This is a genomic window from uncultured Microbacterium sp. (genome assembly GCF_947488465.1).
Taxonomy (GTDB): Bacteria; Actinomycetota; Actinomycetes; order Actinomycetales; family Microbacteriaceae; genus Microbacterium.
Map to the genome: position 1 here is coordinate 393,568 of NZ_CANKZA010000002.1, position 18,000 is coordinate 411,567.

16 protein-coding genes and 1 pseudogene are annotated in these 18,000 nt (G+C 71.4%); 9 read left to right on the forward strand and 8 right to left on the reverse strand.

The annotated features are described in order from the left end of the window. Positions 1 to 79: 79 nt before the first annotated feature. Positions 80 to 1,576 (forward strand): chromosome partitioning protein, encoded by a 1,497-nt coding sequence (locus tag Q0653_RS06960; protein WP_298943725.1) that lies wholly within the window; start codon positions 80 to 82, stop codon positions 1,574 to 1,576. Positions 1,577 to 1,594: 18 nt separating this feature from the next. Here the strand turns inward: Q0653_RS06960 and Q0653_RS06965 are convergent, their stop codons facing one another. The 5 genes from Q0653_RS06965 to Q0653_RS06985 form a co-directional block, all read right to left on the reverse strand. Then, positions 1,595 to 3,934 carry a hypothetical protein gene (locus Q0653_RS06965; RefSeq protein ID WP_298943726.1) on the reverse strand — a complete coding sequence of 780 codons (2,340 nt, stop codon included), beginning with the start codon at positions 3,932 to 3,934 and terminating at the stop codon, positions 1,595 to 1,597. Positions 3,935 to 4,008: 74 nt separating this feature from the next. Continuing rightward, positions 4,009 to 5,202 carry an FAD-dependent urate hydroxylase HpxO gene (hpxO, locus tag Q0653_RS06970; protein ID WP_298943728.1) on the reverse strand — a complete coding sequence of 398 codons (1,194 nt, stop codon included), beginning with the start codon at positions 5,200 to 5,202 and terminating at the stop codon, positions 4,009 to 4,011. 63 nt (positions 5,203 to 5,265) lie between these two features. Further along, a complete protein-coding gene (gene uraH, locus Q0653_RS06975) occupies positions 5,266 to 5,586 on the reverse strand; it encodes a hydroxyisourate hydrolase (RefSeq protein WP_196324757.1) in 321 nt (106 codons plus the stop codon). Between the two features lies 1 nt (position 5,587). Further along, positions 5,588 to 6,085, reverse strand: coding sequence for a 2-oxo-4-hydroxy-4-carboxy-5-ureidoimidazoline decarboxylase (gene uraD / locus Q0653_RS06980; protein ID WP_196324758.1), 498 nt, complete (start codon positions 6,083 to 6,085; stop codon positions 5,588 to 5,590). Between the two features lie 44 nt (positions 6,086 to 6,129). Beyond that, a complete protein-coding gene (locus tag Q0653_RS06985; protein WP_298943730.1) occupies positions 6,130 to 6,735 on the reverse strand; it encodes an XRE family transcriptional regulator in 606 nt (201 codons plus the stop codon). Positions 6,736 to 6,959: 224 nt separating this feature from the next. On the opposite strand from Q0653_RS06985, the pseudogene Q0653_RS06990 reads away from it, so the two are divergent. The 3 genes and pseudogenes from Q0653_RS06990 to Q0653_RS07000 all read left to right on the forward strand — a co-directional run. Further along, positions 6,960 to 7,289 (forward strand): annotated as a pseudogene (locus Q0653_RS06990) (cytosine permease); the annotation flags it as partial. Between the two features lie 73 nt (positions 7,290 to 7,362). Further along, positions 7,363 to 8,424: a cytosine permease gene (locus Q0653_RS06995; RefSeq protein ID WP_298943731.1), complete on the forward strand. Its 1,062-nt coding sequence runs from the start codon at positions 7,363 to 7,365 to the stop codon at positions 8,422 to 8,424. Further along, positions 8,421 to 9,116 carry an aspartate/glutamate racemase family protein gene (locus Q0653_RS07000; RefSeq protein WP_298943934.1) on the forward strand — a complete coding sequence of 232 codons (696 nt, stop codon included), beginning with the start codon at positions 8,421 to 8,423 and terminating at the stop codon, positions 9,114 to 9,116. Before Q0653_RS06995 ends, Q0653_RS07000 begins: the two co-directional genes overlap by 4 nt. A 21-nt stretch (positions 9,117 to 9,137) precedes the next feature. On the opposite strand, the gene Q0653_RS07005 is transcribed toward Q0653_RS07000, so the two are convergent. Genes Q0653_RS07005 through Q0653_RS07015 form a run of 3 tightly spaced genes read right to left on the reverse strand, consistent with a single transcriptional unit; the run spans position 9,138 to position 11,817 of the window. Continuing rightward, entirely contained in the window at positions 9,138 to 9,926 is a 789-nt protein-coding gene (locus tag Q0653_RS07005; protein ID WP_298943733.1) for an ABC transporter ATP-binding protein, read from the reverse strand. A 14-nt stretch (positions 9,927 to 9,940) separates the two neighbouring features. Further along, positions 9,941 to 10,807 carry an ABC transporter permease gene (locus Q0653_RS07010; protein WP_196324767.1) on the reverse strand — a complete coding sequence of 289 codons (867 nt, stop codon included), beginning with the start codon at positions 10,805 to 10,807 and terminating at the stop codon, positions 9,941 to 9,943. Positions 10,808 to 10,860: 53 nt separating this feature from the next. Continuing rightward, on the reverse strand, positions 10,861 to 11,817 hold the full coding sequence (locus Q0653_RS07015) for an ABC transporter substrate-binding protein (RefSeq protein ID WP_298943735.1): 957 nt from the start codon (positions 11,815 to 11,817) through the stop codon (positions 10,861 to 10,863). Positions 11,818 to 12,008: 191 nt separating this feature from the next. Here Q0653_RS07015 and Q0653_RS07020 point away from each other — a divergent pair, with 191 nt between their 5' ends. The 5 genes from Q0653_RS07020 to Q0653_RS07040 all read left to right on the forward strand — a co-directional run bounded on the left by Q0653_RS07020 (position 12,009) and on the right by Q0653_RS07040 (position 17,985). Continuing rightward, entirely contained in the window at positions 12,009 to 12,629 is a 621-nt protein-coding gene (locus tag Q0653_RS07020) for an XRE family transcriptional regulator (protein WP_298943736.1), read from the forward strand. A 73-nt stretch (positions 12,630 to 12,702) separates the two neighbouring features. After that, positions 12,703 to 14,091, forward strand: a complete 1,389-nt coding sequence (gene allB, locus Q0653_RS07025; protein ID WP_298943738.1) for an allantoinase AllB — start codon at positions 12,703 to 12,705, stop codon at positions 14,089 to 14,091. Continuing rightward, positions 14,088 to 15,173 carry an acetamidase/formamidase family protein gene (locus Q0653_RS07030; RefSeq protein WP_298943740.1) on the forward strand — a complete coding sequence of 362 codons (1,086 nt, stop codon included), beginning with the start codon at positions 14,088 to 14,090 and terminating at the stop codon, positions 15,171 to 15,173. Before allB ends, Q0653_RS07030 begins: the two co-directional genes overlap by 4 nt. Continuing rightward, on the forward strand, positions 15,170 to 16,744 hold the full coding sequence (locus Q0653_RS07035; RefSeq protein WP_298943742.1) for an AtzH-like domain-containing protein: 1,575 nt from the start codon (positions 15,170 to 15,172) through the stop codon (positions 16,742 to 16,744). Before Q0653_RS07030 ends, Q0653_RS07035 begins: the two co-directional genes overlap by 4 nt. Next, complete coding sequence (locus tag Q0653_RS07040; protein WP_298943744.1) at positions 16,741 to 17,985, forward strand: alanine--glyoxylate aminotransferase family protein; 1,245 nt, start codon at positions 16,741 to 16,743, stop codon at positions 17,983 to 17,985. The genes Q0653_RS07035 and Q0653_RS07040 overlap by 4 nt, the downstream gene beginning before the upstream one ends. Positions 17,986 to 18,000 lie beyond the last annotated feature (15 nt).

Here is an 18,000-nt window from a genome sequence, read left to right on the forward strand (position 1 = left end):
CGCGGCCAGTGTTTCAGCGGGGCGACCACGCATCCGGGTGCGATACTCGGAAGGCCTGAGACCGACAGAGAGGGCCCGCGTGACGACCACGACGTACGAACCGACTGTGCACATCACCTCGAGCACGGCAGCCGAACTGCACCTCGGTGGCGACGTCGATGAGCTCTTCGCGTCGACGCCCGAAGGCCTACGCGATCGCGTGGTCGAAGCCATCCGCCAGCTCGCGGCGTCGGCCGGCGAGCCGGTGACCGCGACCCTCGTCGACGGCGCCGCCCGTTGGCCCCTCATCGTGCACCCGGATGGCACGTATCTCGAGGCTCCGTCGCTCTCCGATGCGCCGGTGCCGGATGCGTCGCCGATGCACGAGGTGGATGCCGAGGACCGCGCGCCGGAGCAGGTCGCATCCGCGGCGCCGGTGGCCGCAGCGCCTGTCGCGCCCGCGGCGCCCGTGGCGGCCATGGCTCCCGTGGCGGCAGCGACCGTCGGCGCCGAGTCGGCCGAGCCCGCGCCTGTCGCGGCCACGCCCGCGCCGACGTTCGACGCGTCCGTGCCGGAGCAGGTGGTCCCGACGGTCTCCGAGCCCGCCGCTGCGAGTGGAGCCCTCCGCGGCTCCGGCATCCGCCGCGACCCCACGCAGCGGGTCACGCCGACGGTCGAGGACCTGCTCAACTCCCGCACGGATCGCACGCGCGAGCGCGCCACCGAGGGGTGGCAGGGCGCCGTGCGCCGCATGACGGGTGGAGCCATCTCGCCGCGTCCGGGGCAGGTCGAACGGTCCCGGATCGACCGCGAGCGGATGGTGCAGCGTCGGCTCGACGCGCCGCGCACGATCGTGATCCTGAACCCCAAGGGTGGCGCGCACAAGACGACATCGACGCTGCTGCTGGCGGCGACCTTCGGCACCCAGCGGGGCGGCGCGACGCTCGCGTGGGACAACAACGAGACTCGCGGCACGCTCGGCTGGCGCGCGCAGAACGCACCGCATCACCGCACGGCCGTTGACCTGCTCGAGCACCTCGACACCTTCACCGAGCCGTCACAGGCGAGCCTCGCCGCCCTCGACACGTACGTCCGCACCCAGGTCGATGCGCGCTTCGATGTGTTGGCTTCGGATGAGGATGCCGCGGCATCCTCCACGATCGACGCGGCCGCGTTCGACCGGCTGCACGGTGTGCTCTCGCGCTACTACCGGTTGCTGATCGTCGACACGGGCAACAACATGCGTGCGTCGAACTGGGTCGCCGCCGTCGCTGCGGCCGACCAGCTCGTGATCGTCTCGACGGTCCGCGAGGACACGGCAGCGAGCGCCGCGTGGCTGCTCGACGGCCTGCGCGAGAAGGGGTTCGATCAGAAGATCGACGAGGCTGTCACGATCCTCGCCGCCCCGTCGGCGCGTCCCGACCGCAAGCTCGCGGAGCGTCTGGAGCGCCACTTCGCCCAGGTGACGTCCTCGGTGGTGCACGTCCCCTTCGACCCCGCGCTCGTCGACGGCGGGCCGATCGACTTCGACGCGCTGTCGGCCGAGAGCCGCGACGCGTGGCTCACGGTTGCTGCGGCGATCGCGGGCCGGCTGTAGCCCGCGTAGAGAGAAGCGTCATTCCTCGAGGTCGCGTCGGATGGCCGCCGCGATGCGCTCCGCGACACCCGGGTGCGCTGCCGCAAGCGCAGGCAGGCCCGCGATCGGATAGCCCACGTGCAGCCACGCTCGCGCTGTGTCGTCGATCGACAGCGCCGCGGGCGCGGCATCGTCCGCGGTATCGCCGCCAGGCGGGCCTGCGACCGTTGCATTGCGCGTGACTTCCGCCAGCACGGTGCTCGCGTCACGCACCGCGGTCAGCGCACGCTCGCGGCGCAACGGGTCGCGCACGTGGGCGGCGCGCAGCGCGTGCTCCACGAGTTCCGCGGCGCGGGCGGCATCGCCGTGGCGTGCGGCCAGGTCGGCCAACATGGTGAGCGACGGGGCATGCTCGCCGCGGCGCAGGTCGAGGATGCCCGTGTCGAGGATTTCGCGCTGCGCGGGCGAACGCTCACGGGGCTCGATGCGCAGCACGGCCGCCACCAGCAGTGCGGGAGCCGCGGCATCCCAGCGCCCGATCGTGCCCGTGCGCTCCTTGCGCGCGGCCGCCTCTGCGACCGCGCGCACGTCGGCGTCGCGGGCGCCCAGCAGCACGGCAGCAACCTCTGCGAGTGGCCGGGCGCGCGCTGCGGCGGGAACGCGCGACACCGCATCGCGGGCCGCGTATGCGGCCGCCCGTGCCGTGGCTTCGACGCCCGCCGCGTCGAAGACGGCTGCCGCTTCGGCCAGCGCGACCGCTTCGCCGCGAGCGCGCGTGCGGCGTTCGAGCGAGCTCGCGTGGTGTGTGGTCCGCGCCCGCTCGAATGTACCGCGCGCCGCGCGGACGGCGAGCGGGGCATCCGGAGAGACGACACGCGCCGCGCTGAGCAAGGCGCCCCGCGGCGGAATCGCGTCGTCCGCGGCGATGCGATCCAGCGCGCGCCCCGCCGCCAGCGTCGCATGCTCCAGGTCGGCTACGGCAGGTGGCTCGGCATTGTCGCCGTCGCGTTCGGCGCCGCCCGCCAGCAGCCGTGCGATCGCAGCGAGGGCCGCCACATCGTCAGTCGTTGCGAGCGCGTCCACGGCGGCGTCGCCCGCAACCGAGTCGAGCACGAGGGCGGACCACCGCGAACACTCCGCCGTGCGCACCGCGAGCCGGGCCGCGGTGTCGGCGAGCCCGACCGCGCGATGCGCGGCATCTGCCACCGCTGCCAGTTGCGTGCGGGCATCGCGCGCCGCGGCCACCGCACCGCGGTGGTCGCCGGCCTGCGCGCAGGCGACGGCGATCGTGGCGTAGGTCGTCGCGGCGAGGACCTGCTCGTGCTCGCGTGCCGACCGGAACTGCCGCGACCTCAACCCCTCGACGCTCGTCGGTCCCGGTGGCGCGGCGAAGGCCCGCTCGATCAGCGCCCGCGCCTGCCCGGCCCGCGCGAGGGCGGACTCGGGCGAAAGGTATAGGGCCGTGCCGGCGACCGCCTGCGCCGTGCGCAGCAGGGCCCCGACGGGGGCGTCGGGCGCAGCAGACCCTGCAGGCACGACGGCCGTCGCCGCGACGCCCGCGTCGATAGCCGCAGCGCCAGCCCCGCCGTCACCGTGCGGGCCCGGCGCGCCGATCTGCACCAGGGCATCGGTCACGATCTCGTCCGCGCGGCTGTCGCCGATCGATGCGGCCGCACGTGCGACGTACGCGAGCTCGATCGCAACGTCGGTGCGCACGCCGCGGGCCAGCGCGACGGCTCGTTTGGTGTCGCCGAGCAGGGCGACCACTGGCGCGAGTCGCCGCGGCACCGCCCCGTCGCCAGCGTCGAGGCGGCTGGCCGCGATCAGTAGCGCCGCCAGATCCTCGAGGTCTCGAGCCGAGCGCGCACTCGCGGCGACGACAGCGGCGCCCGCCCACAACTGATCGCGAGCCGCATCGGGATGCCGCGACTCGAGCGTCCGTGCGCGCCGGGCATCCGTCAGCAGACGCACCGCGGCGTGTCGCTCTGACCGCCGTGACAGCATGCGCACTGCGAAGTCCTGCGACAGTGCGTATTCGGGTGCGCGGTCCCAACCCCACTCGATCCGCGCCGCCCAGATCGCCGCGTCGAGCGCCGACCGGAACGGCGCGAGCGCGCGTTCGCGCACGCGCGTCTTGCGTTCGGCGCCATCGGCGAGCGGCCCGACGTGCAGATTGCGCACGACGCGGGCGAGCGCGTCGTCGCCCCGCAGTTCCCACGAGCCAGCGCACACGGAGATGTCGGGGGTGCTGGCCGCCGGCAGCAGCGCCGTGACCTTCGCGACCGAGCGACCGATGAGGCGAGCGAGATCGGATGCCGACAGCGGAGCCCCCGCAGCTGCCAGCAGCCCCGCCAGGTGCGCGCCCGTGCGCGTGCGCATCAGGTCATCGAGTGCCTCGTGCGCGCGTGGTGCAGACGCGCGAGAGGGAGCGGGGGGTACCGTGGCTCTTCCGTTCAGCTGGTGCGCAAACCGCCGCCGAGATCGACGGGGGTGCCGTCGATGTTACCGACGATCCCGCGAATGATGCCCACACCGTCGGCGCCGCGCAGACTCTCGTACCAGGCCTCCGTGGCGTCCACGTCGAACGCGTGCGTCTCGTAGCCGCGCTTGCGCGCCCGCAGCACGAGGTCGCCCGCGCGCTCTGCGCGCATCTGCTCGTAGCGCTTCAGGGTGTCTTCGACGCTCACCGTGTTCGTCGCGAAGGCGATGCCGAGCGCGAAGGCATCCTCGAGCGCCGAGCACGCGCCCTGCCCGATGTCGGGCGCCGTGTTGTGTGCCGCATCGCCGAGGATCGCAACGCGCCCTTTCGCCCACGTCGAGAACGGCGTGATGTCCCAGATCTCGACGCGATTGAGGGATGCCTCGGGATCGATGGCATCCACCAGTGCCTGCACGCCGGGAGCCCACCCGTCGAACGCCGCCCGCAGCGGTGCGACGCCGTCGGCGCGGTCGTACTCGAGCCCCGCCGGCTGCGGCACGTCGAACCAGAAGTAGAACCGGTCGCCCGCGACGGGCATGACCGCCGCGCGCTTGCCGTCGGCGACGTAGGTGGTCCACGCCGTGTCGCGGCCGATCGCGTCATCCGCCGGGATCAGCCCGTTGAAGTTGGTGTACCCGGAGTACTCGCGCACGATCTCGGGCGCGCCCTCGGGCTGCACGTGGTCGCGCGTGATCGAGCGCGCGCCGTCAGCGCCGATCAGCAGGTCGCCCGTGTCGGTCGTACCGTCGGCGAAGGTCACCGTGACCTGCGTGCCGTCATCGGCGATACCGACCACCTGCCGCCCGAGGTGGATGCGATCCAACCCGACGCGCTCCATCAGCAGCGCCTGCAGGTCGGCGCGGGCGACGGGGTAGGGCTTCTGCCCTGCCATCGCCGTGACCGGGGCGAGCGAGAAGTCGCACATCGTCTCACCGGTGTGTCCATCGAGGTAGACCATGTCGGCCATGTCGCCGCCGAGGGCGGCGACTTCGGCGCCGACGCCGAGCCAGTTGAGCACCTTGACACCGTTGGACCACAGCGACAGCGCCGCGCCGACCGGCTTGTTCTCACGCATCCGGTCGTAGATGACGATGTCGTGTCCGAGTTTTGTGAGCGCGATCCCTGCGCTCGTTCCGCCGATGCCCGCGCCCACGATGATGACCTTCACATCCGCAGGCTACGGAGGCTGTGTCACCGTCAGGTTTCGTCGCGCTACCGGGGCGTTACGCCCTCACGACCCGCGATACGTCGAATACGCGAACGGGCTCAGCAGCAGCGGCACGTGGTAGTGCGGACGGTCTGCGACGGTGAACGCGACCGTGACCGAGGGGTAGAAGGTCTCGACTGCCTGCGCAGCGAAGTACGGCCCGGTGGAGAACGTCAGCGAGTAGTCGCCCGGCTCCAGCGCGTCCGGACCGAGCGCGAGCCGCCCGTCGGCGTCGGTCTGCCCCGACGCGAGGGCGGCGCCGTCGGGCCCCGCCAGGGTCACTGCGACACCCGTCGCGGGCACACCCGCGGTCGCGTCGAGGATGTGGGTCGTGAGGTGGGTCATGTCAGTCCTCCAGGCTCGAGCGCAGACGCAGCAGCGCGATCTGGCGCAGCTGGTCGCGCGCCTCGGCGGCTTCGGTCGCGTCGTCGTTGCCGAGCCGGCGGCGCACTTCGGCGAGCATCTCGTCGGCGCTGCGGCCCGCGGCACGGATGAGGAACACGCGCCCGAACCGGGCCTCGTAGTCGGCGTTGGCCTGTGCCATGGCATCCGTCGTCGACACGGATGCCCTCGCCATCGCCGCCTGCTCACGGGTGCTCGCTGCGGCTTCCGCCCCTGACCCCGCGGGCTTCTGCCCGATGCGCGGGTGGTGAGCGAGCGCGGCATCCAGGTCGGCGTCGGTCCAGCTGCGGGCGAGCGCGTCGGCGCGCGCGGCAGCCTCGTCGACCGAGGCGTACGGCCGTGCCGCGACGACCGCGTCGACCCACGTGGTGACCGCCGCCCACACCGCGACCGTCGCCGTCGCCGTCTCGCGGTCGGTGTCGTTGAACTCGTCGAGTCTCATGCACCGACCGTATCGCCGCGGCGTTTCGGCCCCGTAACGTGCGTTCAGCGCCCCGGGTGGACGATCAGCCACTGCGCGACGACGTCTTCGGTGCCGGTGTTGTGCAGCAGATGCGGGACGGAGCATGGGTAGCTGATCGCGTCGCCCGCGCGTAGCGTGACCCGCTCGTCGTCGAAGTCGATCGTCAGCTCGCCCGCGAGCACCGTGCCGATCTCGTAGCCGTCGTGGCGGAACAGTCCGTCTTCGGGATGTGCGGTCGCTGCCGGCGGGTACGTCGTGATGAAGTAGTCGACGCCGGGAGAGGGCACGGGAGAGATGCGCCGAAAGGTCACGCCTCCCTCGAGCGGGATCTGCACGGCATGCCCCGCGCGCTGCAGCGCGAACCCGTGGTGCGCGTCGTCGTCGGCGGCACGGTCGTCGCCGATTCCGAACACGTCGGCGAGCGGCACATCCAGTGCGTCGGTGATCGCGATCAGACGCGCGATGCTCGGCTGCAGCACGCCGCGCTCGATCTGCGAGACGGCGCTCGGCGAGATCTCCAACCTGGTGGCCAGCGCGCGGGCCGAGATGCCGCGGGCCTTGCGCAGTTCGCGCAGGCGCGCTCCGACCGGCGCGGTGCTCGCTTCGGGAGCGGCGGCGGTGTCGGCCATGCCCCATCCATGCACCACTCACGAACCATCGGCCAGCGGAAGGCTCACTCATGTCGCAGCAACAGAACAACCCACCCACCACCCCACAGGACATCGTCGAAGCCGCGGGGCACCCCGTCGGCTCGGGCAACGTCAAGCCGGGATACGACCCGCGTCTCGCAAACGAGGATCTCGCTCCCCTGCGCAAGCAGAAGTGGAGCTGGTACAACATCTTCGCGTTCTGGATGTCCGACGTGCACTCGGTCGGCGGCTATGTCACCGCGGGCTCGCTGTTCGCCCTCGGCATCGCGGCCTGGCAGGTGCTCGTCGCCCTCGTCGTCGGCATCGTCATCGTCCAGGTCTTCGCGAACCTCGTCGCCAAGCCCAGCCAAAAGACGGGCGTGCCGTACCCGGTCGTGAACCGTGCGATCTTCGGCATCAAGGGTGCGAACATCCCCGGCGTCATCGCGATCGCCTGGTACGGCGTGCAGACCTTCCTCGCGGCGGAGTCGCTCAACATCGTCTTCCTCAAGTTCATCCCGGGTTCCGAAGCGCTGCTTGACGTCGGCTTCCTGGGGCTGTCGGCGCTCGGCTGGATCTCCTACGCGATCCTGTGGGTCGCACAGGTGGCCCCTGTTCTGGAACGGCATGGAGGTCATCCGCCGCTTCATCGACTGGGCGGGCCCTGCCGTCTATGCCGTCATGATCGTGCTCGCGGTGTACCTCGTCTCGCAGGCGGGTTGGGAGAACATCGACCTGAACCTGTCGGATCCGAGTGCCGCGCCACAGGACTTCTGGGGAACGATCGGCCTCATGGTGATGGCCGTCGGCATCGTCGTCGCGTACTTCTCGGGTCCGATGCTCAACTTCGGCGACTTCGCCCGCTACGGCCGCTCGTTCCGCGATGTCAAGCGCGGCAACTTCTGGGGCCTGCCGGTGAACTTCCTGTTCTTCTCGATCCTGACGGTCCTCACGGCGGCGGCGACCCTGCCTGTCTTCGGCGAGCTGTTGGTCGACCCGATCCACACGGTGCAGGCGATCGACACGCCGTTCGCGATCCTGCTCGGCGGGCTCACGTTCGTCACGGCGACCGTCGGCATCAACATCGTCGCCAACTTCATCTCGCCCGCGTTCGACTTCTCGAACGTCGCGCCCCACCGCATCTCGTGGCGCATGGGCGGCATGATCGCAGCCGTCGGATCGGTCTTCTTGCTGCCGTGGAACTGGTATGCCGACGCGACCGCGATCCACTACTCGCTGGGTGTGCTCGCCGCCCTCATCGGGCCGCTGTTCGGCCTGCTGATCGCCGGCTACTACGTCGCGGCGCGCCAGCGCATCAAGGTCGACGACATGTTCACGATGTCCGAGCAGGGCGCGTACTGGTACCGCAAGGGCTACAACCCCAACGCGATCAAGATGTTGCTGGCAGCGGGCATCCCGACGATCCTCCTCGCGATCCTGCCGAAGACGTTCGCCGACCTGGGGCTGTTCGACATCTCGTGGATCGGCAACTTCACCTGGTTCATCGGATGCGCTCTCGGCTACGGCCTGTTCATTCTGTTCGAGCGTCTCGACCCGCAGGTCCCGACGTTCGACGGCGAGGACGAGGGTATCTCGGACGGCACGATCGACGGCGCCGCCGCGACCGCGGACTCCGAGCCGCCGGCCATCTCGGCGGAGGTCCCCGTGGTCGTGGAGCACGGCGCGTGAGGATCACCCTCATCAACCCCAACACCTCCCGGGCGATGACGGCGAAGATTGCCGCCGCCGCCCGGGAGGCGGCGGGCCCCGGCGTCGTGATCGACGCGGTGTGCCCCGAAACAGGCGCCGCCGCGATCGAGTCGCACGTCGACGAGGTCCTGGCCGCGGCGGCGGTGGTCGACCTCGTCCGGCAGGACCAGCAGGCGGGGGGCAGCGACGCGTACGTCATCGCGTGCTTCGGGGATCCGGGACTGGATGCCGCGCGGGAGCTCGTCGACGTTCCCGTCATCGGCATTGCGGAGGCCGCGATGCACGCCGCGACCCTCGCGGGACGTACCTTCGCCGTCGTCACGACCCTCAGCCGCGCACGTGACCTCGTGGCACGCTACGGCATGGGCGACGCGGCCGTCTGGCTGACGGCCGCCGAGATCCCGGTGCTCGAGCTCGAGGACACCGGGTCGGAGGCCGCGGCATCCATCGCTCGCCTCTGCCACGAAGCGGTGCGCCGCGAGGCCGACGTCATCGTGCTCGGCTGCGCCGGGATGGCGGATCTGTGTCGCATGCTCACCGCGACAGCGGGTGTCCCCGTCGTCGACGGTGTCGCGTCGGCTGTGGGCCTCGCGACCGCGATGGTGCGGATGGGGCTGAAGACGAGCAAGCGCAGCGAGTACGCGAGCCCACCCCGCCTCGTCGCCGTGTGAGGCGCCGCCCCGCGGCCGGTGTCAGGCGTGATCGCCTGCGCCGTGCACCAGGTCGGAGATCTCGCGCTTGTACGCGTTGAACTCGGGGGTCGTGACATCCCGAGGCTCGGGCAGGTCGATCGGTACGATGCGCGCGATGTGCCCGGGCACGCCGTGCGAGGCTCCCCCCGTCATCACCACGACGCGGTCGGCGAGGAACACGGCCTCTTCGATCGAATGCGTGACGAAGACGACGGTCGTGCGGGTCTCGAGGTGGATGCGCTTGAGCTCGGCCTGCAGGTCCGAGCGGGTCAGGGCATCCAGCGCGCCGAACGGCTCATCCATCAGCAGCACCCTCGGCTCGTTCGCGAGCACGCGAGCGATCGCGACCCGCTGCTGCATGCCGCCGGACAGCTCGCCCGGGTACCTGTCGGCGAAGCGGCTCAGCCCGACGGTCTCGGTGAAACGGTCCGCGAGTTCGCGCACACGTGCTCGCGGCAGCCGCCGCCGCTTCGGGCCGTAGGCGATGTTCTCGCGGACGGTCAGCCAGGGGAACAGCCCGTAGTCCTGGAACACGACCCCGCGGTCCGGACCGGGGGCGGTCACGGGCCGCCCGCCGACCGTGACGCTGCCGCTCGTGGCGGGCTCGAACCCGGCGAGGATGCGCAGCACGGTGCTCTTGCCGCAGCCGGATGCGCCGACCACGGCGATGAACTCGCCCGCCGCGATGTCGATGTCGACGTCGGCGACGGCCTGCACGCCCGCCCACTCCGGGCCGTAGCGCTTGCCGAGATCCTGAAGGACAACGTCGGCGGTGGTCAGATCGGTCATGTGCTGTGCTCCCGTCACTTCACCAGGGGGCGCCCGCGCGTGAGCAGGCGGAAGACTCCAACGAGGATGCGGTCGGAGAGGAAGCCGGCGAGGCCGATCACGATCATGCCGACGACGATCATGTCGGTGCGCACGACGTCGCGGGCGAGGATGATCGCAGAGCCGAGGCCGACGTTGACGCCGACGCTCTCGCCGAGCACGAGCACGACCCAGGCGAGCCCGAGCCCGACGCGCATTCCGTTGATGACGGCTGCTGCCGAGGCGGGCACGACGATCTGGCCGAGGATCTCCCATCGCCGCGCGCCGAGCATCTGACCGGCCTCGATGAGCCGCCCCGGGACCTCTTTGGATCCGCTGATCGCGCCGAGCACGATCGGGAAGAACGAGGAGAGGGCGATCAGGAAGATCGTCGCCTGGTCGCCCCAGCCGATGAGGAGGCCGACGAGGGGCACCCACGCCGTCGCCGGAATCGGCCGAAACAGGTTGATGAACGGATCGAACATCGCGTCCATCTTGTAGTAGCGGCCCATCAGGATGCCGAGGGGGATCGCCAGCACCGATGCGATGAGGAAGCCGATGAGCACCCGCAGCGAGGACGCCCCGAGGTTCACCCACAGGTCGCCGGAGAAGGCGTCGTCGTGGGTGCCCCCGAACGCGTAGTCCCACAGCGACGCGACGACGTCGCCGGGGGCGGGCAGGTACCCCATCCGGATGCCGATGAGGGGGATCTCCCACGCCTGGTCGCGCCCCACCTGCCACAGGAGGAGGAACAGGAACGGGATCGGGATCCCGAGGAGGATCCGGGTGAGGAGTGCGCGCTGATTGGGTCGCTGCGCGGGAGGGCGTCGGCGCACGGGTCGCGCCGTCGTCTGCGTGGCCATGCGGCCGCCCTTCTGGCGGGTGGGGGCGGCCTCAGCCGGCCCCACCCGCGCGATCATGAGGTGAAGGAGGTGTCCACGATGTCGTCGCCCGTGGGCGTCGTGGTGATGATCCCGATCGAGGCCATCGCCTCGGCGAGGGCGGAGAGCTGTCCGACGTACTCGTCGGACAGATCCGAGCGCAGCCAGAAGTTCGCCAGCGCCGACGTGAACACGTCCTCGTCGCCGCCGAACTCCTCAACCATGCCGGGCAGCCACTCCTCGATGTTGTCGGCCATGTAGGCGGTCGTCGCGGCGTGCGTGTCGACGACATTCTGCACGAGCTCGGGGTTCTCCTCGATGAGCTTGCCGGTAGTGACCAGGCCGATGTTGACCTTACCGATGGGCGTCGAGTACGGGTCGACGACCTCGGTGCCGCCGGCGTTCTTCGCGATCGAGACGCCGATCTCGACGCCCATGAATGCGTCGATATCGCCTGCGATGAACGCCGATGCCATCTCGGGCACGGGGATCACCGACAGTTCGAAGTCCTCGGGGGTGAGGCCGGCCTCGTCGATCAGCAGGCGGAGGGCCACCTCCTGGGCCGAGCCCTGGACGATGCCGATCTTCTTGCCGACGAGCTCTTCGAGGCTCGACTCGCCGTTGCCGATGAAGCCGGATCCGCCGTCGGCGGCACTCGCGATGATCTTGAGGTCGCGGCCCTGCGCGATGGAGGAGATCGTCGGCGTGACACCCGAGATCGCGAAGTCGATCGACCCCGACGCGAGCGCGTCGGACAGGGCGGGCGTCGTGTCGAGCGTGACGACCTCGAACTTCACACCGTCGACGGCGTGGTCGTCGTAGAGGAACGGCTGGTAGAAGTGCGGCTGGCCGCGCAGCGTGCCGATCTTGACGGTGACTGTCTCGGCGGCATCCGACGACGCGGGCGTCGTATCACCCGAGCTGCAGGCGGACAGGAAGAGGACGGATGCCACGGCCAGCGCGGCGGCGATGCGAGGACGGAATCGTGCCATGTGAAGGACTCCCGGGTTCGGTCCGCCGACGACACGGCCGACGGACGGTGCGAGGTGCTGTGTGGCCTCAGTAAATCGAGTGCGGTCGCGCCCGCCATGAAGGCGGTGTAACGGTTGTGTTAAGTCATGACTGAACGTGAAACGGCGATCGCGCGCATACGATTGGTCGCGCACGAGGACCGGAGGATGCCGTGGAAGAGAGCCCCCTGCCCGCACAGATCGGTGCGCGACTGCGTCGGCTGCGGACGGCTTCGGGTCGCTCCCTCGCGTCGGTCGCACAGCAGCTCGGCGTCTCGTCGAGCGCGCTGTCGCAGATCGAGACGGGCGCGATGCGACCCTCGGTCAACCGGCTCGTCGAGCTCGTTGCCGTGCTCGGGGCTCCCGTGTCGGCGATCTTCGATGACCTCGATCTGTTCGCGCCCGACCTCGACCACGCCGCGGGTGACGTCGCCGAGCCCCTCCCGGGGGTCCTCGTCACCGGGCCGGGGGTGGCTGCCCCCGCGCAGCTGGACCAGGGCGTGGTCTACCGACGACTGTCTCCGGCGCCTCTTCCCGGCATCGACTTCTTCGAGTCGGTCTACCCGCCAGGCTCCGCGTCGAGCGCCGACGGTGCGATGCTCGTGCACGACGGCTTCGAGTCGGGCTACGTGCGCTCGGGCGAGCTCACGTTCGAGTTCACGGAGGGCACCGTGCGGCTCGGCGCGGGCGGGTCGCTCTCGTTCGCGGCGTCGCGGCCGCATCGGGTCGTCAACCAGACGACAGAGGTGGCCTCGGCGATCTGGCTAACGATCCTCCCTGCGCGCGGCGCGTGAACCCGACGGCGTTTCACACGCCCGTTACGTGGGGGTAATCGGTCGCGTCATGTTAAGCAATAGCTTTAGAAGCGTGAAGACCGGTGAAGTGCAGGTGGATGCCGCGGAACTCGTGATCCGTGCGGAGCGCGCGTGGATCGACGGTGCGTTCCGCCCCGCCGAGGTCGTCGTGCGCGGCGGAGTCATCGCCGACGTGGGGGGGCCCCACGGTGCCCCGTGCGGCGCAATCGACGTTCCCGAGGACGCCGTCCTCCTCCCGGGTCTCGTCGACTCGCACGTGCATGTCAACGAACCCGGCCGCACCGAGTGGGAGGGCTTCCGCTCGGCGACCCTCGCCGCCGCCGCGGGCGGGGTCACGACCCTCGTCGACATGCCGCTCAACTCAATCCCGCCGACGACGACGACGGATGCCCTCGCGATCAAGCGGGCTGCTGCCGCGGCATCCGCCTATGTCGACATCGGGTTCTGGGGCGGCGCCGTTCCGGAGAACCTCGGGGCGCTCGGGCCCGTCCACGACGCGGGGGTGTACGGGTTCAAGAGCTTCCTCGCGCCGAGCGGCGTCGACGAGTTCGGGCACCTCGATCGCGATCAGCTCGACCGGGCGATGGCCGAGGTCGCGGCGATCGGCTCGCGCCTGATCGTCCACGCGGAAGACCCCGACCTCCTCTCCGGCGACGGGTCGCTCGGGCGCGGCTACGCCGCCTTCCTCGCGTCGCGCCCGCCGGCGAGCGAAGAGGCCGCGATCGACGCCGTCATCGCTGCCGCGCGGCGCCACGGCGCACGCGCCCACATCCTGCACTTGAGTGACGCGCGCGCCCTTCCCGCGATCGCCGCCGCGAAGGCCGACGGCGTCGACCTCACCGTCGAGACCTGCCCGCACTACCTGACGATCACCGCCGAGGAGATCCCCGACGGCGCGAGCGAGTTCAAGTGTTGCCCGCCGATCCGCGAAGCGGGCAATCAGGACCTGCTGTGGCAGGGCATCCTCGACGGAACGATCGACGCGATCGTGAGCGACCACTCGCCCTCTACGGTCGACCTCAAGCGCTCGGGGAACGGCGACTTCGGCCTCGCGTGGGGCGGCATCGCGGGCCTGCAAGTGGGCCTCTCTGCCGTCTGGACCGAGGCGCGCCGCCGCGGCATCCCTCTTGAGACGCTGGTGCGGCTGTTCACGACCGGACCGGCGCGCGTCGCGGGGCTGACGGACGTCGGCGAGATCGTCGTCGGCGCGCCCGCGCACCTCGCGGTTTTCGGCCTCGACGACACCCTGCGCATCGAGGCGCGCGCCCTGCAGCACCGCAACCCCATCTCGGCCTACGACGGCAAGGTCCTCACCGGACGCGTGCGCCGCACGTGGCTGCGCGGGCAGAGTGTGTACGACGCGAGCGAAGGCGGCGCCGGCGAGGCGCCGTGGCTGAGGCGCCCACCGGCGGGCCGCCTCCTGTCGAGAGGAACGGCGTGAGCGAGATCTTGCAGCCCGGAATCGGGCCCATCCCCGGCGACCACTACGTCGCCGCGTCGCCGCAGACGGTGCTGTGGGGGAGGCTTCCGTGCGAGACGGATGCCCCGGTGCTCGCCGTTCCGGCGGGGGCCACCGTCACGTTCGACACCGTCAGTCACGAAGGCATCCTGCCTGATCAAGGGCAGGATCCGCTCGACTACTTCACGGGTCACGGGGTCGCGCCCGAGGCGGTGCTCACCGACGCGATCGAGATCGCGGCATCCGCCCCCCGTGATGCCGTCGCCGACGGGCCGCACGTGATCACCGGGCCGGTGTTCATCGAGGGAGCCGAGCCCGGCGACCTCCTCAAGATCACGGTCGTCGCTCTCGCGCCGCGCGTGCCGTACGGCGTCATCTCGAACCGGCACGGCAAGGGCGCTCTCCCCGGCACACTGCCGCGCGGCCCCGAGAACGTCAGCGTCTTCACACCGGTGGTCGGCGACGCCGGACGCCTGCCGCTCGTCGAGGGTGGCGAGCGCGTCGTGGGCTTTCCGCTCGCGCCGTTCCTCGGCACGATGGGCGTCGCCGTCGCGGGTCCGGAGCGCCCGCACTCGGTGCCGCCCGGGGCGCACGGCGGCAACATCGACATCAACCTGCTCGTCGAGGGGACGGTCCTGTACCTGCCCGTGCAGGTGCCCGGCGCCCTCGCGTATGTCGGCGACCCGCACTTCGCACAGGGCGACGGCGAGGTCGCGCTGACGGCGCTCGAGGCGTCCCTGCGCGCGACACTGCGCTTCGAGGTCGTGCCGCGCGACGAGGCTCTCGCCGCCTTCGGCGAGGTCACCGGTCCCCTCGTGCGGACCGGCGAGTACCTCGTGCCGACGGGGCTCGACCCTGACCTCAACGAGGCGATGCGCAAGGCCGTGCGCGCGGCGCTCGACCTGCTCGCCGCCCGGTACGGCATGGCCGAGCACCTCGCCTACGCGTACCTGTCGGCGGCCACCGACTTCGACATCTCGCAGGTCGTCGACATCGTGTGCGGCGTGCACGCCCGCATCCGCGAGGCCGACTTCGCCGACGTCGCGAGGGCGGGCGACGCGTGACCGAGATCCCCGCCGACCTGCGGGCGGCGTTCGATGCCTACGAGGCCGCCATCCTCGCGAACGACCTCGATGCGCTGGATGCCGCGTTCGCGCCCGGCGCCGACACGATGCGCGGCGACGGTGCGGGCCTGCTCGTCGGGCACGACACGATCAGCGCGTTCCGCGGCCTGCGCGGCGGAGTTCCGCCTCGCACGATCGAGCGCATCGAGTACCGCCCGCTGGCCGACGACGTCGCGCTGCTCGTGTCGGTCTCGCGCTTCCGCGGTGGCGGCACGGGACTGCAGACGCAGGTCTGGGAACGCCTCGACGGACGCTGGCTCATCACAGCCGCCCACGTCACGCCGCGCGCGCAGGCCCTCGACCGGTCGGTCTGGCGGTCGGTCGGCGACCCGCTGTTCCAGGGCGCGTGGGACGGTCCGCTGGAAGGTCTCACCGTCGCCGTCAAGGACCTCTTCGCCATCAAGGGCTACCGCATCGGCGCGGGCAACCCCACCTACCTCGACTCGGCGCGTGCCGAAACGACGACGGCTCCGGCGGTGGCCGACCTGCTCCGCGGCGGTGCGTCGCTGCGCGGCATCGCTCGCACCGACGAGTTCGCCTACTCGATCGCGGGCGACAACGCGCACTACGGCACCCCGCCGAACGCAGCCCTCCCGGGCGCCCTGCCCGGCGGCTCGTCGAGCGGACCGGCGACGGCCGTCGCGACGGGCCAGGCTGACGTCGGCCTCGCGACCGACACCGCCGGCAGCGTGCGCGTGCCCGCGTCGTACCAGGGGCTGTGGGGTCTGCGCACGACGCACGGGCTCGTGCCGAGGCAGGGCCTGCTGCCGCTCGCGCAGAGCTTCGACACCGTCGGGTGGCTGACGCGCGACGGCGCGACCCTTCAGCGCGTCGCGGACTGGTGCCTCAGCTACGACGGGTCGGACTCGACCGAGTCGGTCTTCGGCGAGTCCGGCGCCGACCTGCCGTGGCGCTTCGTCATCCCGGCCGAGGCCCTGGATGCCGCGGATGCCGCCACGCGCGCTGCGTTCGAGGCCTTCGTCGCGGCATCCGCTCTGCCGGTCGATACCGCCTCGATCGGCGACCTCGACGACTACCTCGTGCCGTTCCGCACGGTGCAGGGCGCGGAGGCCTGGCGCAACAACGGCGACTGGCTGCGGGCGCATCCGGGCGCCACGGGCCCGGCCGTCGCCGAACGCTTCCGTGCGGCCGCCGCCGTCACGGCCGCCGACGAGACCGCCGCCCGCGCCGCCCTCGCTCCGCTGCGCTCCCGGCTGACCGACCTCGTGACGGATGCCGTGCTGATCCTGCCGACCGCGCCCGGCGCCGCCCCCGCGCGGACGGCAGGCGGCGAGGGCATCGACGCCGTGCGCCAGGCCACGCTGCGGCTCACGACTCCCGCCGCCGTCGCGGGGCTGCCCGCCCTGTCGGTGCCGCTGCTGACGGTCGCCTCGCCCCTTGGCCCCGCCCCCGTCGGCGTCTGCCTCATCGCACGCGCCGGGACTGACATCGCCCTCGTGCGGCAGGGCCTCGCCCTGCACGCCCTCACCACCGGAACGGAAGCACCATGACCACCGTCATCCCCGGCCCTGCTATCCCCGGCCCTGTGGACCCGCCCGCACGCCTGCTGATGGGCCCTGGCCCCATCTCGGCCTACCCCAGCGTCCTGCGCGCGATGTCGGCACCGCTCGTCGGGCAGTACGACCCGTTCATGACGACCGCGATGGCCGAGACGCAGGAGCTCTACCGGGGCGTCTGGAACACCGCCAACGACGCGACCCTGCTCATCGACGGAACGAGCCGCGCCGGCATCGAGGCCGCCATCGTCTCGCTTGTGCGGCCCGGCGATCGTGTGCTCGTGCCCGTCTTCGGGCGGTTCGGGCACCTGCTCGCCGAGATCGCCGAGCGCGCGCAGGCCGAGGTGCACACGATCGAAACGGAGTGGGGGCAGGTGTTCCCGGCATCCGTCATCGAAGAGGCGATCATCCGCGTGAAGCCGACCCTGCTCGCCCTCGTGCAGGGCGACACTTCGACCACGATGAACCAGCCGCTCGAGGACATCGGCGCGATCTGCGCCCGCCACGGAGTCCTGTTCTACTCCGACGCGACCGCGTCCCTCGGCGGCAACGCGTTCGACGCGGATGCGTGGGGACTGGATGCCGCGACCGCCGGCCTGCAGAAGTGCCTCGGTGGGCCGTCGGGCTCGTCGCCGATCACGCTGTCGGAGCGCGCCGTCGACGTCATCCGCTCGCGCGGGCGCGTCGAGGCGGGCATCCGCGAGGCGGGCGACGTCGCGGCATCCGACTTCGTGCTCTCGAACTACTTCGACCTCGGCATGATCCTCGACTACTGGGGGCCGCGGCGGCTCAATCATCACACCGAGGCGACGAGCATGCTGTACGCGGCGCGCGAGTGCGCGCGCGTGCTGCTGCTCGAGGGGCGCGACGAGGTCATCGCCCGGCACGAGCTCGCCGGGCGCGCGATGCTCGCGGGTGTGCGGGGCCTCGGTCTCGGCGTCTTCGGCGACGTCGCGCACAAGATGAACAACGTCGTCGCTGTCGAGATCCCAGGCGTGCCGGGGGATGCCGCGCGTTCGGCCCTGCTGGAGGACTTCGGCATCGAGATCGGCACCTCGTTCGGACCCCTGCACGGACGCGTCTGGCGTATCGGGACGATGGGCTACAACGCCCGCAAGGACGCCGTGCTCACGACGCTCGCGGCGCTCGAGGCCGTGCTGCGGCGGTTCGGGGCAGCCGTGCCCGCGGGCGGCGGTGTCGAGGCGGCCGCAGACATCTACGCGGCGGCCGCGTGAGCGCGTCATCTCGCC

What these genes read in the sequence shown, in the direction of transcription:
- Q0653_RS06965 (WP_298943726.1), bottom strand. Translation starts at nt 3,934, where the DNA reads ATGCGCACGCGCACGGGCGCGCACCTGGCGGGGCTGCTGGCAGCTGCG.
- Q0653_RS07010 (WP_196324767.1), bottom strand. Translation starts at nt 10,807, where the DNA reads ATGGCCACGCAGACGACGGCGCGACCCGTGCGCCGACGCCCTCCCGCG.
- Q0653_RS06995 (WP_298943731.1), top strand. Translation starts at nt 7,363, where the DNA reads ATGGAGGTCATCCGCCGCTTCATCGACTGGGCGGGCCCTGCCGTCTAT.
- uraH (WP_196324757.1), bottom strand. Translation starts at nt 5,586, where the DNA reads ATGACCCACCTCACGACCCACATCCTCGACGCGACCGCGGGTGTGCCC.
- Q0653_RS07040 (WP_298943744.1), top strand. Translation starts at nt 16,741, where the DNA reads ATGACCACCGTCATCCCCGGCCCTGCTATCCCCGGCCCTGTGGACCCG.
- uraD (WP_196324758.1), bottom strand. Translation starts at nt 6,085, where the DNA reads ATGAGACTCGACGAGTTCAACGACACCGACCGCGAGACGGCGACGGCG.
- Q0653_RS07005 (WP_298943733.1), bottom strand. Translation starts at nt 9,926, where the DNA reads ATGACCGATCTGACCACCGCCGACGTTGTCCTTCAGGATCTCGGCAAG.
- Q0653_RS07015 (WP_298943735.1), bottom strand. Translation starts at nt 11,817, where the DNA reads ATGGCACGATTCCGTCCTCGCATCGCCGCCGCGCTGGCCGTGGCATCC.
- Q0653_RS06985 (WP_298943730.1), bottom strand. Translation starts at nt 6,735, where the DNA reads ATGGCCGACACCGCCGCCGCTCCCGAAGCGAGCACCGCGCCGGTCGGA.